The sequence below is a fragment of the Flavobacterium ginsenosidimutans genome (genome assembly GCF_003254625.1).
GTDB classification, from domain to species: Bacteria; Bacteroidota; Bacteroidia; order Flavobacteriales; family Flavobacteriaceae; genus Flavobacterium; species Flavobacterium ginsenosidimutans.
The window spans coordinates 122,442-138,367 of the sequence record NZ_QJRJ01000078.1 but is presented as its reverse complement, the minus strand read 5'-3'; the positions used below and the strand labels follow the sequence as shown (position 1 = coordinate 138,367).

Sequence of the window (15,926 nt, the reverse complement as noted above, 5' to 3'; positions counted from 1 at the left end):
TTATAGCAATGTTACTCCAGTTCCGTTAAGATTTGAGTAATTGATAATACCGTCTTCAATTGTTACGCCTGTTGCAATATCTTCAGACAAGAGTAAAGCGCCGTCCATATCGACATAATCCAATTGAGGAAGTAAATGCGCAATAGCAGAAATTCCAACAGTAGATTCGGTCATACAGCCCACCATAGTTCTTAAGCCTAATTTTTTGGCTTCTTCAATCATGCGTTTTCCTGGAGTTAGTCCGCCGCATTTTACCAATTTTACATTTACGCCATGAAAATGGTTGAAACATTTCGCGACATCTTCTTCAATAATACAGCTTTCGTCAGCAATTACAGGAAGTACAGAATGTTTGAAGACTTCTTTGTGTCCTTCCCAATTGTCAGCTTTCATAGGCTGTTCTAGAAATTCAACGCCCAATTTTTTTAATTCAACCGCATTATTTATCGTTTCATCAACCGTCCATCCGCAATTGGCATCAATTCTAAAAATGGCGTTTGTGTGTTTTCTCAGTTCTTTTACAATAGCAATATCTTCCTTTGTTCCTAATTTAATTTTATAAATTGGCCAAGGCAGTTCTTTCATTTTAAAAACCATTTTTTCGATAGAATCAATTCCGATAGTATAATCTGTCAGTGGATTATGATCGGTTTTGTAATTCCATAATTCGTATAATTTTTTGCCTTTTTTACGTGCATACAAATCATTATATGCCAAATCTAAAGCGCACAAAGCAAACATATCGTCTTTTAAATATGGATGCATTTTGGACCAAAATTCTTCTGGAGTTTCATTTTCGGTATTTTCAATAATGCTTCTGATTTTTTCTAAATCACTAATCATCATTGGAACTGTAATATGGTAATACGGATTTGAAGTGGCTTCTCCAAAACCTGAAAAACCATCACTTTGTAATTCTACGATCAAAGAAGGCTGTATATCAATAGATTCTCTAGAAATAGTGAAAGTGTGTTTTAGTTTGAGATGGTATTCTCGTAAAATTAATTTCATTTTTATAGAAGTATTTTTTATTTTTTAATTAGTAACCAAGCCAAAGTATTGCTTCTGCAAAATGATCGCGCCACAATTTTTCATTATGTTCACCACCTTTTATAATTTTAGTTTTATCGAGATGAAGGCAATAACAGCGTTTCGTATCTAATAAACGCTTCATTTTAGTTAAATCGTTTACCATGTCATCACTTTCTTTATCGCCACACAGAAAATAGATTTTAGTTTTGATTTTAGGTTGTTTTTCTGTGAAAGTATAAATCTCAGGAGAAAACCAAAACGATGGTGAAAAAACGCCCGCTTTACCAAAAATATCAGGATATTTTAAAGCGCCATAATAGGAAACCAATCCGCCAAGCGAACTTCCAAAAAGAATCGTGTTTTTAGCTTTTGTTTTGGTTCTATAATTTTTATCAATATACGGTTTTAACGTTTTTACAATGAAATCTAAATAATTATCGGCATTTCCTCCGCCGTATTTTTCGTTTTTGAAAGGAGTAAGTTCATCGATTCGTTTTTCATTTCCATGTTCGATTCCCACAACAATTACGGGAGCTTTTAAGCTGTCAAGTTTTTCGTCTACATTCCATTCACCAGAATAAGAAGTTTTAGCATCAAACAGATTTTGAGCGTCGTGCATATAAATGACGCTGTATTTTTTCTTTAGATCTTTTGAATAATTTTCAGGAAGATAAATCCAGATTTTTTTTGAAGTATGGAGTTGAGGAGCTTCAATTGAAAAAGTAGAGACATTTTTTGAAGCCGTACTTTGTGCTTTCCCTATAAATGTAAATAGAAGTAAAAATGCCAAGAAAATCCTCTTCATTATTCGTGTTTTGTATTTTTATTTAAAAGCAATATTTTAGCTAAAAATAAGAAATTGATGAATACAGAAGCAGAAAAAAGAAGTTTACTTTTAGAAATGATTATGTTCGCCACTGTTGACGGACATTTGCATAAACGTGAGCTTGATTTTTTAAAACTTGTAGCTTTAGAATTGAACATTAGCGAAGAAGAATTTCAAGATTTATTTCATCAAGAAACGAAAGCAATTCCAATAAAATCAGAATTGCAACGTATAAATCAGTTTTATAGACTTGCTTTATTGATGCATATTGACGGAGTTTTACACGAAAAAGAACATAATGCCATTCAGGAAATTGCTTTAAAAATGGGATTAAATCTTTCGGCGGTAAAACGTGTTTTGGAAATGATGAAAAAAGCACCAAATACTGTAATTAGTCCGATTGTATTACTGGAAGTTTTTCAGGAACAGCATAATTAAGCGAGCTGTTCCTGTAATTTTTTAATTTCGTCACGAAGTTTTGCTGCTTGTAAGAAATCCAATTCTTTAGCAGCTTTTTCCATCGATTTACGTTTTTCGCGAATCATTTTTTCCAATTCTGTTTTAGATAAATAGGCAGTTTCAGGTTCTGCTGCAACAGGAATTGGATGACCTAACTCATATTCAACCAAAGGATTTTTGGTAAATGCGCTTTCGATTTTTTTGTTTAAAGCTTGTGGCGTTATATTGTTTTGAACGTTGAAATTAATCTGTTTTGTTCTCCTATATTCCGTTTCATCAATTGTTCGCTGCATACTCGCCGTAATTTTATCAGCATACAAGATTGCTTTACCGTTTAAGTTTCTCGCCGCACGCCCTATAGTTTGTGTTAACGAACGGTGATTTCTCAAGAATCCTTCTTTATCAGCATCTAAAATAGCAACAAGCGAAACCTCTGGTAAATCTAAACCTTCACGAAGTAAGTTAACCCCAATAAGAACATCAAAAATACCTTTTCGTAAATCCTGCATGATTTCGATACGCTCTAAAGTATCAACTTCAGAATGTATGTAACGGCATCGGATGCTTACTTTTGTTAGGTATTTTGCCAATTCTTCTGCCATTCTTTTAGTTAAAGTTGTAACTAAAACTCTTTCGTCTAATTCGCAGCGAACTTGAATTTCTTCAATCAAATCGTCAATCTGGTTCAAACTCGGACGAACTTCGATTACTGGATCTAATAATCCTGTTGGACGAATAATCTGTTCAACATAAATACCATCTGATTTTTGCAATTCATAATCAGCTGGAGTTGCAGAAACATAAATTACTTGGTTCTGTAAAGCTTCAAATTCTTCAAATTTCAAAGGTCGGTTGTCCATTGCTGCAGGAAGACGGAAACCATATTCTACCAAGTTTTCTTTACGGCTTCGGTCACCTCCATACATGGCGTGAACTTGCGAAACGGTCACGTGACTTTCGTCAACCACCATTAAATAATCACTTGGGAAATAATCTAATAAACAGAAAGGTCTCGTTCCAGCTTCACGGCCGTCGAGATATCTTGAGTAATTTTCAATTCCAGAACAATATCCTAATTCGCGGATCATTTCTAAATCGAAATTGGTTCTTTCTTCTAAACGTTTCGCCTCTAGATGTTTTCCTATTTCTTTAAAATAATCTACTTGTTTTACCAAATCTTGTTGAATCTGCCAGATTGCACCTTGTAAAACCTCTGGAGAAGTAACAAACATATTGGCTGGGTAAATAGTCAGTCTTTGGAATTTCTCTATAACCTGAGAAGTTTTTGCATCAAATGCTTCTATTTCTTCGATTTCATCTCCAAAAAAGTGAATTCGATACGCATCATCGGCATAACTTGGATAAACTTCAACTGTATCTCCTTTAATTCTGAAAGTTCCTGGATTAAAATCGGCTTCAGTTCTCGCATATAAACTCTGAACTAAACTATGCAATAATTTAGTTCTTGAAATAACCTGATCTCGTTTAATTTCAATTACGTTTTTCTGAAATTCGACAGGGTTTCCAATACCATAAAGACAAGAAACAGAAGCGACAACCAAAACGTCGCGACGTCCTGAAAGTAGGGAAGAAGTGGTGCTCAAACGCATTTTCTCTAATTCTTCATTGATAGATAAATCTTTTTCAATGAAAACTCCAGTCACAGGCATAAAAGCTTCAGGCTGATAATAGTCGTAATAAGAAACGAAATACTCAACAGCGTTATTTGGAAAAAACTGTTTGAACTCCGAATACAATTGCGCTGCTAAAGTTTTGTTATGAGCCAAAACCAAAGTGGGTCTTTGCACTTCCTGAATAACATTGGCAACGGTAAACGTTTTTCCGGAACCGGTAACTCCTAATAAAGTTTGATATTTTTCTCCGTCGACTACACCTTGCGCCAGTTTTTGTATGGCTTGTGGCTGATCTCCTTTTGGACTATATTCTGAGGAAACTTGAAATTTCATTTGCGTTGGCTGAAAATTTGGTTTTGTAAAGATACGAAGTTTGAATGCTAATCTAAAAAATTAATAATCGCGTCATTAACCATTTTTGGCTGATCGATAGTTAAAAAATGACCTGCATCTTTGATGATTTTGGTTTCGCTTTTTGATAAATGTTTCTGTGCTCTTTCTAAACTTTCTTCGGAATTAATAATGTCTTTGTCTCCAATTAAAACCAAAACAGGATTCTGGATAGATTCTAATTCTTTATCTGAAAAAGGCATCATTTTAAGCATGCTAGAATTGGATTTTGCATATTTATTGGCCAAATAAAATTGTCTTTTATAAATACGGCTGATGTTTTCAGGATGAGTTGAAAAAGTGTTTAATGTTTTACTGAATTTTTTTTCGCTTGGAAAAAGTTTCAGCATCAATGCCGAAGTTGTTTTTCTAGGTTTGTCAAGAAATTTGAAAGTCTGCGCAGGACTTAATAAAACAATTTTATCAATTGAATTTGGTTTCTGAACGGCCAATAATGTCGCAATCCAGCCGCCTCGTGAAGCGCCAACGATATCAAATTTCTTTAATTTATAATGATCGAAAATTTCATTGTAAAAAACAACAATATCATCAGATGAAAGTGGTTTTGCAGTTAAATTGGATTTGTTGGGTTCCATGATAAAATCGATGGAATAAATGCGATGATTTTTGGCTAAAACTTTAATGTTTGGATACCACATCGTAGAACTGGCATCCATTCCGTGGAGTAGAACCAAATCTTTTCCGTTTTTTGGGCCTGCGATCACAATATGCGCTGTTCCAAAACTTGTTTTTACATCTTCTTCAGTGTATGGAATATTCCAAAGCCTTAAAGCTTTATCATAAGCAGTTTGGTATTTTACTTCTTCGCTTTTGGTTTTAAATACGTAATCTTCAAATTTTGCTTTTTTTGAAGCACAACTTGTCACTAAAAAAAGTACAATAGCTAGGCGGGAATATAGTTTTGACATCGTAATAAATTCAATATTTAGCTTAAAGTTACGATTGGAGTAAGTGAAAAGTGTATCAGAATTTTATTTTAAAATATCATAATTTTAAGATTTATCGTTTTTGGAAGTCAAATAATAAATCTGAACAAAAGCTAAAATGGCGTTTGGAATAATTACTGGCCAAAGCCATTGATTGAAATCTTGGTAATTATTTAAAAAGATGCCATAAATGACAAAACAGATACAGCCAAACATATTAATAAATCGAATTGCTCTGAGGTTTTTCAGTAAGAAACCGCCAACAATAAAAACAGATGCGAGATAACCAATGTATTCTGCCATAATCTTGATTTTAAAATGTTTACAATAAATGTAGCAAAAGCAAATTATAAAATCAAGGTTTTAATTTGGAAATCAGATATTTGAAGTAGTCTGTTTACAGTTTTTTAGGTTTTCATTTGTCGAACTTAAGAAATTGGCATTTACTTATCAAAAAATATTTCGCCCCGCTGGGGCTTTGAAAACTACGACGAATAATCTTCTATAAATATTTCGTCCCGCAGGGACTATTCCCAAAATCATTACTTCATCAATTTATGCTAAGGCTCCAGAGGAGCCAAATATCTATAGCAAAATTTCTAAGCGTATAGTCTAAAGCTCCAGCGGAGCGACACATTCTAATTATTACAGAAATCAAATGTTTTAAATTGAAAAATTTCGATGATTATCACTTAAAAAACTCCACGCCACAATTCGGCTGTTTTTCTGCCCTTGTGACATTTCGATTGTTTTGACAGAAATGGCGTTTACTTTTTTCAAGATTTTGTAAATCGAAGAAAGATTTTCTTTTTTAGAAACTAGAGTAGTAAACCACAAAACTTGCGAAGGATATTTGGCACTTTCGTAAATCATTTGCGTGATGAATCCGATTTCGCCGCCGTTGCACCATAATTCGGCATTTTGACCTCCAAAATTTAAAACGGGATTTGTATTTCTTTTTTCCTTCGGGTTAAGATTGGAAACTTTTCTGGAAGTGCTTTTATTTGCTTCTTCCGCAGATGCATGAAAAGGCGGATTACAGATTGTAAAAGTAAAACGATCTTCGGGTGCAATGATATTTTTGAAAATGAATCGAGATTCAGTTTGTTGTTGTAAACTGATTGCGTCAATTAGATTTGGATTTGCTTCAATAATTTTAGAACAATTTTCAATTGATTTCTGGTCAATATCTGTTCCGACGAAACTCCAATTATAAATCGAGTTTCCTAATATCGGATAGATTAAATTTGAACCTGTTCCGATATCTAAACCTAAAACAGATGAAGTATTTGGAATCTGATTATTGTTGCTTTCGGCCAATAAATCAGCGATGTAATGAATATAATCGGCACGTCCTGGAATTGGCGGACAAAGATAATTTTTAGGAATATCCCAGTTTTGAATATTGTAATAGGTTTGGAGTAAAGCTTTGTTTAAAGTTTTTACAGCAAGTGGATTACTGAAATCAATGGTTTCGATTTCGTGTTTATTGATGGAAATAAAAGCTTTTAATTCTGGACAATTTGAAATTAATTTTTCAAAATCGTATCTCGCTCGATGAAGATTTCTTGGGTGTAAATTGTCTTTTTGTGAATTGTTTTCTGCTTTCATTTTCTTTGATTTCGATTGCAAAGATAGGTATTCCTTTTTTGAAGAAAGGCTTGTTTTGAAAATGAGTGCCCTAGCCCTGATGGAAGCGGCATCCTTTTGTGGTGGGGTTCACCACAAAAGATATAGCGGACAGCAGGAAATAGCTTCTAATCAAAACATTCCATTAAAAGCAAATCGCCTTCTCGATGTGTAATGGTTACAATTCCATCTTTTTCAACAGAATTACTGCTTCCAGTTCTGTAACCCATTGTGAGCGTATCGTCGTTTAATTCATATTTTAAATTCACTGAAGAAATTCCGTTTACAACACCAATTGGGATAAGTGAAATTGGTGTTTTTGCTGTATACCATTTTTCAAATTTTGTTGGCAGAAGAAAAATTTTGGAATGATCGTCAAGAATGACAATTTTCAGTAAATCTCTATAACGAACAATTTGTGTAAGGTTTGTAATCGTATGATCGGCGCGTTTTCCTGTTGCCCAAACGACGTTTACGGCAGGAATTTTTCTTTCGATAAGATAATCAAAAGCTTTTTCTAGATCTGTTTTATCTTGATCTGGCGTATGAACGATTTCGATTGGAAATTGTGAAGTTTTATAAATTTCAGGATCAAATCCACGATCAAAATCACCCAATAAAACATCGACTTTTATGCCTAATTCAATTACTCTTTCTATAGCCGAATCTAAAACGATAACCAACGGTGACCATTCTAGTAATTGTCCTAATAATTCAGGATCGCAGGCTGCGCCATTTGCAATTATTAAAGCGGGTTCTTGATCGTCGCGGACTATATGATGTGATGACATGTGTGTTTTTTTGAATGTGTTGCAAAGGTAAGGGTTAGAATTTTAGATTTATGATTTAGGATTTTAGATTTTTTCAAAGCTTGAAAAATCTGCGATCTACAATCTAAAATCAGAAATCCAAAAGCCTTCTGTGATAATTGATTTGCCCTAAATGATAGGCTAAATGTGTTGAAAGATGAATTAAGAAAAATCCGGTTGTCATTTCTTTTTCGAAAACAATCTGTGGATAAATTGCGTCTAAGTCAGCTTCTGTTAAATTATCAAGAGCGTTGTTTACAACTGAAATCGTGTTTTCAATTTTCTCAACTAATTCTGATTTTGGAATATCTTTTAACGAAAATTCCAAAGGACGATTTCGCACATAGCCTGTTTTGCCTATTTCTGCGCCAATATATGTGTTTAGATTTCCAATTAAATGAAGACAAAGATTTCCTGCCGAATTTGAAATATTTTTGTCAATTGCCCAAATTTGCTTTTCGAATTCGTATGATTCGATTTCAAATTTTAGCTTGTCTAAATCTCTATTGAAAAGTATTTTTAAAGTTTGTATTGACATAATTAATTTCTGTTTTTTATCGGAATCCAGATTTCTTCTTCAGAAGTCGGATCGTCTTTTTTATATCTTTCGTTCATAACCGCAAAATGAGGTCTGTCATCAACTGTGTAATCAGAATTTGGAAGCCATTCTGCAAAAATATAATGATACGTTTTATGCGCTTCTGTCGCTGGCCCTAAATGAAGAAAAACAGCATATAAGCCACTTGGAACAATTAGTGTTACCATTCCTTCTGGAACGGTTGAATAATCTGAAACTTCTACAGCAGCCCATTTCTGAAAAAGGTCATTGGGATCAAAATTGTCAAAATGATCTTTTTCATAAACTTCTAAAGAATATAAATTAGCGCCAATTGTATTTTTTATTTCTTTTCGATTTGGCATAAAACCGCTCCATAATTGAAAAGTTTTATTTTCGATAAAAGACATTTCGATAAAATGTCCAACAAGTTTTTTTTCGGTTAAGGCTTTGAGTAGTGGCTGCATAAATTATTGAATTTTGTACTTTTCTGTACTGGTTTCACTTAGGGAAAAATACCCCAGCGGATAATTATCTTTATTAGTTACATTGACCATATTTCCTTTTACAGTTGCTGGAGGAGACTGAAATGGCCCTCCAATATTGCTTCCAGCAATACTAACTAAAATACTCATATAATTATAGTATTGTTTTGAAATTCCGTAGTGCGTTATTTCGATTTCACTTCCAATTTGTAAATCTTCATCATCTGAAAGACTGAAAAACTCATTACCATTAAAAAATTTATCCTCATCTACATAATAGATTGATTTGACTTTATTAGGATATAAATATTTGTAGAGATAGAAATTATCTGCATCGGCAGGATCATTATAAAAGGCTTTGATTTCGATATCTTGCCCAGTAAAACCACCTTCGTTATTTTGATCTATTCGGGTAATGGATGCTACTGATTTTAAAGTTTCCGTTCCGATGTATCTATTTCCTCTACTAATTACAGTTAATGTATATTGTTCGTCGATAACAGGCTTGAAATTAGTGCATACATATTGCCCCGTCTTTTTAATTTCGATAAAATTAAATCTTTCTTTTTGACTATTTTCTATATAAATAATTGCATTAGAGATAGTTGGAATTACGTTTTCAAAATAGCCAGTCGTTGTAGTTAGTCTTATCGTCTGGTCATTTCCTGTAGTTCCTTTTTCCCAATTGATAGAAGCTTCAATTACTAATTTTGGAGCAGCTGTATCTAAATCAACATCAACAACTTCTTCGCAACTTGTGAAGAATATAGATGTGAAAAGCACGCTTAAAAAAACTAATTTTTTCATACTTATATTTTTAGTTTTTGAATTGATTTTTTAGAATTTGAAATTATAACTAACTGCTGGAACAATTCCGAAAATAGATGTTTTAATAGCTTCATTTACACCTGTGTCAACATTTTGGCGAAAGTTTATCGAGGCAGCGTTCATACGATTGTAGACGTTGTAAATACTGAAAACCCATTCGCCTTTCCAATTTCTATCTTTATTTTTTGTTGGTGTTAAAGTTGCAGAAATATCCAAATGATGATAAGCAGGAAGTCTATCTTCATTTCGTAATCCGTAGCTCGGCACCGTAATTCCTAAATATTCGTATTGGCCATTTGGATAAGTAACTGGCTGTCCTGACTGTAAAGCAAAGTTAGCACCAAAAGACCATTTTTCGTTTAAGCTATAAGCTGATGTAATAGCAAGATTATGCGTTTTATCGTAAGCAGAAGCATACCATTGACCGTTATTTATTCCAGTTTCTTCAGGAGTTCTTCCAGGAGTCTGCTGTTCTGATTTGGAAATTGTGTACGAAATCCATCCGTTAAATTTACCTTTGTTTTTCTTTATCATCAGTTCTAAACCATACGAACGCATATGTCCATTTAAAATGACTTGTTCAATGGCATTATTGGCTATTAAATCGGCTCCGTCTATGTAATCTAATCTATTTTGTATTTTCTTGTAATAAGTTTCGACTTCAAGTGAGTAAGCGCCGTTATAAATATTTCTAAAATATCCAATTGCTCCCTGATCTGCAAGCTGAGGTTTGATATAATTGTCACTCGGCATCCAAACATCTAGCGGAGTCGGAGATGAAGTATTAGAAATCAATTGAAGATATTGAGCCATTCTGTTATAGCTGGCTTTTATGGCTTGATCGTCATTTAATTGATAAGAAATTGAAAAACGCGGTTCGAGATTGCCATAACTTTGAATGACTTTATTTTTGCCAAAATACTGTGTTGAAGTCGGAGTTCCTTTTTCGTAAATCTGCATTTCACTATTAAAAAGAACCGCCTGATTATTGTCATAATAATTAATAGTAGAAGCGCCCAATCTATAAAATAAACTGTAACGCAATCCGTATGCGACGGTAATTTTTTTAGAAAGCTGACTTTCTGCATCCAAATAAACAGAAGGTTCAAAAGCGTATTTTTTATCCAATTGATCTGGATTAATTCCTGAATCTTCGCCAGTTGGCTTAATTGTTCCAGGATTAAATTGATAATAAATTCCGTTTACACCATAATTCAGTTTTAATTTATCCGAAAGATAATATTTGAAATCGTATTTAATGTTATAGTTTTTGATGCCAGAATCCCAGTTGAATCCAACAAAATCAAGATCTAAGCCGTAATAATAATCACTGTAAATTAAGGAGAGATTTGAAAATAGTTTGTTAGAATATAAATGGTTCCATCTAAAATTTAAAGTAGAATTTCCGTAAGTATTGGTGAAGCTTTTATTTAATCTGAAAACATCGCGCCCAAAATAACCTGATAAATAGAGACTGTTATTGTCGTTGAGTTTATAGCTTAATTTGGTGTTTAAATCATAAAAATAAGCGGAGTTATTTTTATTGTCTTCGGATAGTTTTAGAAAAAGATGCGCATAAGAAGCCCTTCCTCCAATTAAAAAAGAACCTTTGTCTTTTGCAATCGGACCTTCAGCTAGCAGACGGCTTGATATTAAGCCAATTCCGCCACTCATATGAAAATCTTTACTGCTTCCGTCTTTTTGATAGATTTCTAAAACTGAAGAAGCTCTTCCTCCATAACGTGCTGGAATTCCTCCTTTATACAATTTTAAATCTTTAATGGCATCAGGATTAAAAACAGAAAAGAATCCAAAAACGTGCGAAGAATTAAAAATCGTCGCTTCATCCAAAAGAATCAGATTCTGATCAGCACCACCTCCGCGAACGTTAAATCCAGAAGCGCCTTCACCTGCATTGGTAACACCTGGAAGTAATAAAATCGATTTTAAAACATCAACTTCTCCTAAAACAACGGGCATTTTTTTTATGGTCGAAATAGAGAGTTTGTTAACGCTCATTTCTGGCGATTTAATGTTGGTCTTGCTTTTGTTTTCTGTAATAATGACTTCTTGAAGTTCTTCACCGCCTTCTTTGATTGCGAAGTTACTTTTTGTATTCTGATTTAAAATAATGGTTTTTTGAATGGCTTGATAACCGGTATAACTGATTTCAATTTCGTATTCCCCTTTAGGAGCAGAAAGCGAGTAAAAACCGTATTCGTTTGTTGTGGTTCCAATTTTTAATGATGGAATATAGATAGCAACTCCAATTAGAGTTTCGTTATTTCGGCTATCAGTAATAGTTCCGCTTAGAGTGAATTTTTCCTGTGCAAATGAGGTGAAAATCGTAAGAATAAAAAGAAAAAATGTGCAGGTATTTTTTGTAATCATTATATTGATTTTGATTTACATAGTTAACAATTCTTACTTAATTATTGTCACGGAAATTCTGTAAAGATAAGTTAAGATAAAAAAGGACAACCTTTCGAGTTGTCCTTTTTGTTTATTTAGAAATACAAAATGTATTCTGAATTATTTGATTTTAGCAATAATAGCGTTGAAAGTTTCGCTTGGACGCATTGCTTTGCTTACTAACTCAGGAGTTGGTTGGTAATAACCGCCAAGAGTTTGAGCTTTTCCTTGAGCGCCAATTAATTCAGCATCGATTTTAGCTTCGTTTGCTTCAAATTCAGCAGCAATTGGAGTAAAGATAGCTTTCAATTCTGCATCTTTAGTTTGAGCAGCTAAAGCTTGAGCCCAATAGAATGCTAAATAGAAGTGAGAACCACGGTTGTCAATTTGACCCACTTTACGAGCTGGAGATTTATCGTTTGCTAAGAATTTATCATTTGCCTGATCTAAAGTTTCAGATAAAACGATCGCTTTAGAATTATCTAAAGTTTGTCCTAAATGCTCTAATGAAGCACCAAGAGCTAAAAATTCTCCTAGAGAATCCCAACGTAAGTATCCTTCTTCTGTAAATTGCTCAACGTGTTTAGGAGCAGAACCTCCAGCGCCAGTTTCGAACAATCCACCACCGTTCATTAAAGGAACGATAGAAAGCATTTTTGCAGAAGTTCCTAATTCTAAAATTGGGAATAAATCTGTTAAGTAGTCACGTAAAACGTTTCCTGTTACAGAAATAGTATCTAAACCTTTGATGATTCTGTCTAAAGTAAATTCAGTAGCAGCAACTGGGTTTAAAATACGGATATCTAAGTTTGTAGTATCGTAATCTTTAAGGTATTTTTGAACTTTTACGATCAATTCTCTATCGTGTGCTCTGTTTTCGTCTAACCAGAAAACAGCAGGAGTACTAGATAAACGAGCTCTGTTTACAGCTAGTTTAACCCAGTCCTGAATCGGAGCGTCTTTTGCCTGACACATTCTGAAAATGTCATTAGCTTCAACATTTTGCTCCATTAAAACATTTCCGTTTGCATCAACAACACGAACAACACCGTCAGCTTTCATTTGGAAAGTTTTGTCATGAGATCCGTATTCTTCAGCTTTTTGAGCCATTAATCCAACGTTAGGAACACTTCCCATTGTTTTTGGATCAAAAGCACCATGTTTTTTACAGAAATCGATAGTTGCAGTATAAACACCAGCGTAAGAACGGTCTGGAATAACAGCGAATGTATCTTGTGCTTTACCATCTTTGTTCCACATTTGTCCAGAAGTACGGATCATTGCTGGCATAGAAGCATCAACAATTACGTCTGAAGGAACGTGTAAGTTTGTAATTCCTTTATCAGAATTAACCATTGCTAAAGCTGGACCATTTTCGATAGCTTTAGTAATGTCTGCTTCAACTTCTGCTTGCTCAGGTCTTCCAGCAATTTTTGCGTAGATATCACCTAAACCGTTTCTTGTATCAACATTTAATTCTGCGAATAAAGCTTCATATTTTTTGAAAAGATCAGCAAAATATACTTCAACGATAGCGCCAAAGATAATTGGATCAGAAACTTTCATCATTGTAGCTTTTAAGTGCACAGAAAGTAAAACTCCTGCAGCTTTAGCTTCAGCAATTGCATCAGCCGCAAAAGCTTTTAATTTGCTTACGCTTAAAACTGAACTGTCAATAATTTCTCCAGCTTTTAGCGGAGTACTTGCTTTTAAAACAGTTGTTGTTCCGTCTTTAGCAACAAATTCGATTTTTACGTCGTTTGCTTCGTTAACAGTTAAAGATTTTTCACTTCCGTAAAAATCTCCGCTTGTCATAGAAGCTACTTTAGTTTTTGAGTCAGCAGACCAAGCACCCATAGAGTGTGGATTTGCTTTTGCAAAGTTTTTAACTGCTCTTGGAGCTCTACGGTCAGAGTTTCCTTCACGTAAAACTGGGTTTACAGCAGAGCCTAATACTTTTGCATATTTTGCTTTAATTTCCTTTTCAGCATCGTTTTGTGGATCTTCAGGGAAATTTGGTACGTTGTATCCGTGCGATTGTAATTCAGCAATAGCCGCTTTTAATTGCGGTACAGATGCTGAAATGTTTGGTAATTTAATAATGTTTGCTTCTGGCTGAGTTGCTAATTGACCTAATTCTGCCAACGCATCTCCAGTTTTTTGAGCATCAGTCAAAGAATCAGGGAAGTTTGATAAAATTCTTCCTGCCAGCGAAATATCTCTGGTCTCGATTTCAATTCCAGCTGTAGCTGTAAATGCTTGAACAATTGGTAACAAAGAGTAAGTTGCCAATAACGGCGCCTCATCAGTTAAGGTGTAAAAAATTTTTGATTTTGTCATTTTCTTTTTTTTTTATAATCGTATCGTCAGGAGTTAACGATGGCAAAGATATATTCGGCTCAAAATGAGCGGAGCAAATATAATAAAATCACAACGAAATCGGTTGAGTTTTCGCGAGAAAAGGCGAAATTAACAGATTGTTATTTCATATCCGATATATTGCTAAATCGATGATTTTGGTATTAAAAAATTACGGTTTTGATATTGGTTAAAAATAAGGCATAAAAAAAACTCGTTTCAAACAATATGAAACGAGTTTTTTATAACATTTAGATAAATGATTATCTTCTTTTATCTTTAATCTTAGCTTTTTTACCAGTAAGTTGTCTGAAGTAGAAAATTCTAGCTCTACGTACAGCACCTTTCTTGTTAATTTCAATTTTTTGTAAAGCTGGTAAGTTTACTGGGAAGATACGCTCAACTCCAATAGCTCCAGACATTTTACGAATAGTAAAAGTTTCTGTGTTACCAGAACCTCTTCTTTGAATAACAACTCCTTTAAAAAACTGAGTTCTAGTTTTTTCACCCTCTTTAATTTCGTAGAATACTGTAATAGTATCTCCAGCTCCAAATACAGGGAAATCTTTTTTAGCAACGAATTCGTCTTGAACGAATTTTAATAAATCTGCCATGATAATTTAAATTATGGTTTTATATTAGAGCAACATTCACGGATCTCGCCAGAGGTTGGTCAAATTCGGGTGCAAATGTAAACAATAATTATAAATTATGAATTATAAATTGTAAATTATTTTTAGTTTGTTTTGTTTCAAGTTTCAGGTTTCAAGTTGTTGCTATCTAGAGTTTTAACTTGAAACAAAAATAACCTTAAACTTGAAACTAAATTTTAATGTCCTTCCAGCAAATCTGGTCGTCTATTTTTAGTATGTTCATACGCCATATCTTCGCGCCATTTGTCGATTTTGGCAAAATGTCCGCTGGTTAAAACTTCGGGAACTTTCCAGCCTTTATAATCTGCGGGTCTTGTATATATAGGTCCCGAAAGCAAATTGTCTTGAAAACTATCTGTTAATGCTGAGGTTTCGTCACTTAAAACACCTGGAATTAATCGAATCAAAGCATCAGATAAAACTATGGCACCCAATTCTCCGCCAGATAAAACATAATCGCCAATTGAAATTTCTTTCGTAATAAAATGATCTCTAACTCTTTGATCAACACCTTTATAATGTCCGCATAAAATGATAATGTTTTCATACATCGACATTTTATTTGCCATTTTCTGATTTAAAGTTTCACCGTCAGGAGACATATAAATTACTTCATCATATTCGCGCTGACTTTTCAAATGAGTAATGCAATCATCAATAGGCTGAATTGTCATTACCATTCCTGCGCCTCCGCCAAAAGGATAATCATCTACACTTTTCTGTCTATTTGTGCTGTAATCACGAAGATTGTGAAAATGTACTTCGACCAAACCTTTGTCGATAGCACGTTTCATAATCGAAGCCTCAAACGGACTTCTTAATAATTCAGGTAAAAGAGTAATAATGTCAATTCGCATTTCTATTCAATGAGTTTTCTTGTTGGCAAAGATACGAAGTTAATGTTTGTC

Annotated in this window: 15 protein-coding genes; 1 reads left to right on the top strand and 14 read right to left on the bottom strand. The window is 33.8% G+C overall.

Features of this window, described 5'->3' with window-relative positions; all coding sequences use genetic code 11:
- Window positions 1–1,011 (bottom strand): dipeptide epimerase, encoded by a 1,011-nt coding sequence (locus DM444_RS13940; protein WP_111287664.1) that lies wholly within the window; start codon window positions 1,009–1,011, stop codon window positions 1–3.
- A gap of 28 nt (window positions 1,012–1,039) precedes the next feature.
- A complete protein-coding gene (locus tag DM444_RS13935; RefSeq protein WP_111287662.1) occupies window positions 1,040–1,837 on the bottom strand; it encodes an alpha/beta hydrolase in 798 nt (265 codons plus the stop codon).
- A 57-nt stretch (window positions 1,838–1,894) separates the two neighbouring features.
- Here DM444_RS13935 and DM444_RS13930 point away from each other — a divergent pair, with 57 nt between their 5' ends.
- Entirely contained in the window at window positions 1,895–2,296 is a 402-nt protein-coding gene (locus tag DM444_RS13930) for a tellurite resistance TerB family protein (RefSeq protein WP_111287660.1), read from the top strand.
- On the opposite strand, the gene uvrB is transcribed toward DM444_RS13930, so the two are convergent.
- The 12 genes from uvrB to trmD form a co-directional block, all read right to left on the bottom strand.
- Window positions 2,293–4,284: an excinuclease ABC subunit UvrB gene (uvrB, locus tag DM444_RS13925; protein WP_111287658.1), complete on the bottom strand. Its 1,992-nt coding sequence runs from the start codon at window positions 4,282–4,284 to the stop codon at window positions 2,293–2,295. The genes DM444_RS13930 and uvrB overlap by 4 nt on opposite strands.
- A gap of 47 nt (window positions 4,285–4,331) precedes the next feature.
- Window positions 4,332–5,270 carry an alpha/beta fold hydrolase gene (locus tag DM444_RS13920; RefSeq protein ID WP_111287656.1) on the bottom strand — a complete coding sequence of 313 codons (939 nt, stop codon included), beginning with the start codon at window positions 5,268–5,270 and terminating at the stop codon, window positions 4,332–4,334.
- 84 nt (window positions 5,271–5,354) lie between these two features.
- Window positions 5,355–5,591 (bottom strand): uroporphyrinogen decarboxylase, encoded by a 237-nt coding sequence (locus tag DM444_RS13915; protein WP_111287654.1) that lies wholly within the window; start codon window positions 5,589–5,591, stop codon window positions 5,355–5,357.
- Window positions 5,592–5,951: 360 nt separating this feature from the next.
- Window positions 5,952–6,899: a 23S rRNA (adenine(1618)-N(6))-methyltransferase RlmF gene (gene rlmF, locus DM444_RS13910; RefSeq protein ID WP_111287652.1), complete on the bottom strand. Its 948-nt coding sequence runs from the start codon at window positions 6,897–6,899 to the stop codon at window positions 5,952–5,954.
- A gap of 146 nt (window positions 6,900–7,045) precedes the next feature.
- Window positions 7,046–7,708 (bottom strand): thiamine diphosphokinase, encoded by a 663-nt coding sequence (locus tag DM444_RS13905; RefSeq protein WP_111287650.1) that lies wholly within the window; start codon window positions 7,706–7,708, stop codon window positions 7,046–7,048.
- Between the two features lie 109 nt (window positions 7,709–7,817).
- Window positions 7,818–8,264 (bottom strand): DinB family protein, encoded by a 447-nt coding sequence (locus tag DM444_RS13900; RefSeq protein ID WP_111287648.1) that lies wholly within the window; start codon window positions 8,262–8,264, stop codon window positions 7,818–7,820.
- 2 nt (window positions 8,265–8,266) lie between these two features.
- Window positions 8,267–8,749, bottom strand: coding sequence for a GyrI-like domain-containing protein (locus tag DM444_RS13895; RefSeq protein WP_111287645.1), 483 nt, complete (start codon window positions 8,747–8,749; stop codon window positions 8,267–8,269).
- 3 nt (window positions 8,750–8,752) lie between these two features.
- Window positions 8,753–9,574: a DUF4249 domain-containing protein gene (locus DM444_RS13890; RefSeq protein ID WP_111287643.1), complete on the bottom strand. Its 822-nt coding sequence runs from the start codon at window positions 9,572–9,574 to the stop codon at window positions 8,753–8,755.
- A gap of 30 nt (window positions 9,575–9,604) precedes the next feature.
- Complete coding sequence (locus DM444_RS13885; protein WP_111287641.1) at window positions 9,605–11,986, bottom strand: TonB-dependent receptor; 2,382 nt, start codon at window positions 11,984–11,986, stop codon at window positions 9,605–9,607.
- A gap of 141 nt (window positions 11,987–12,127) precedes the next feature.
- Window positions 12,128–14,347 carry an NADP-dependent isocitrate dehydrogenase gene (locus DM444_RS13880; protein ID WP_111287639.1) on the bottom strand — a complete coding sequence of 740 codons (2,220 nt, stop codon included), beginning with the start codon at window positions 14,345–14,347 and terminating at the stop codon, window positions 12,128–12,130.
- A gap of 281 nt (window positions 14,348–14,628) precedes the next feature.
- Window positions 14,629–14,979, bottom strand: coding sequence for a 50S ribosomal protein L19 (gene rplS / locus DM444_RS13875; protein WP_111287637.1), 351 nt, complete (start codon window positions 14,977–14,979; stop codon window positions 14,629–14,631).
- A gap of 215 nt (window positions 14,980–15,194) precedes the next feature.
- Window positions 15,195–15,875, bottom strand: a complete 681-nt coding sequence (trmD, locus tag DM444_RS13870) for a tRNA (guanosine(37)-N1)-methyltransferase TrmD (protein WP_111287635.1) — start codon at window positions 15,873–15,875, stop codon at window positions 15,195–15,197.
- Between the last annotated feature and the right edge of the window lie 51 nt (window positions 15,876–15,926).